At 63.9% G+C, this 1,137-nt stretch carries 1 protein-coding gene and 1 pseudogene; both read left to right on the top strand.

The window, feature by feature from the left end; genetic code table 11:
- Positions 1-369 (top strand): annotated as a pseudogene (locus PAN31117_RS26945) (phage portal protein family protein); the annotation flags it as partial.
- The coding region (locus PAN31117_RS26940) for a phage head morphogenesis protein (RefSeq protein ID WP_174991164.1) at positions 359-1,137 on the top strand (779 nt) is incomplete at its 3' end. The pseudogene PAN31117_RS26945 and the gene PAN31117_RS26940, both read left to right, overlap by 11 nt.

The raw sequence follows: 1,137 nt of genomic DNA, 5'->3' as shown, positions 1-1,137 counted from the left end.
CAGCCGCAAATGAGTCTGCCCCAGGAGCTACGACCGGTCGCTGACAGCGTGCCCGCGAGTGCCAAAACCGTCGCAAATTCTCGCTTGACCTACCGTGCGGTGCTTACCAACGCGCAGGGCCAAATCGTCTACCCTGACCAGCACGCGCTCGATGTTGCAGCTGACAACCTGCCTGCCGCCCAACTGGACGACGCGATGGCGGCGATGCTTGCGCCAGTCATCCAGGCGGTGCGCGATGGCAAGACACCCGATGTCGCCATTGAGGGGCTGCTCGAGGCGTACCCGGACATGGACGAATCGCAGGTCGCCGAGATTCTGGCCCGTGCGATCTTCGTGGCAGACGTGTGGGGGCGCCTGAATGTCGATTGACCTCGCTTTTGCGATGGGCCTGCCGCCGGAGAAGGCTATCGAGTATTTCCGCTCAAAGGGGTACAAGATAGGCTTTCGGTGGCAGGACGTTGCCGCCGAGGCCCACGCCAAGGCGTTCACCGTCGCGGGTGTGATGAAGGTCGATGTCCTGCAAGACATTCGCCAGGCGTTGGACAAGTCGCTGGCCACCGGCACGACGTTCGAGCAGTTCAAGCGCGAGCTGGGGCCGGTGCTGGAGCGCAAGGGCTGGCTTGGCAAGGGCATGATTGTCGATCCGGCCACAGGCGAGATCGAAGGCAAGCGCCTGACGCCGCGCCGCCTGCAAACGATCTTCCGCACGAACATGCAGTCGTCGTATATGGCAGGCCGGTACGCGGCGCAGATGGAGATGGCCGACACGCACCCGTATTGGGAGTACGTGGCGGTGCTCGATGGCCGAACCCGGCCCGCGCACCGGGCACTTGCCGGAGCGGTCTACCGCTACGACGATCCAATCTGGCAGACGATCTACCCACCGAACGGTTTCAACTGCCGGTGCCGTGTGCGAACCCGTACTGCTGCATACGTGGAGCAAAACGGCGTCCCAGTACGCAACAGCGACGGACACATGGTCGAGGTACAGATCGTCGACCGTACCGGCCAGACGCAGCCAGCGCTGGCCTACAAAGACCCGGCCACCGGCAAGAAGCTCATGCCGGATCCCGGCTTCGGTGCCAATCCGGGCGCGAAATGGGCGGCTCCGTTTACGCCGCCGCCGATGGACACGCT

Source organism: Pandoraea anapnoica (assembly GCF_902459765.1).
In the GTDB taxonomy this organism is placed as follows: Bacteria; Pseudomonadota; Gammaproteobacteria; order Burkholderiales; family Burkholderiaceae; genus Pandoraea; species Pandoraea anapnoica.
This window is presented reverse-complemented; position numbering and strand designations above follow the sequence as displayed.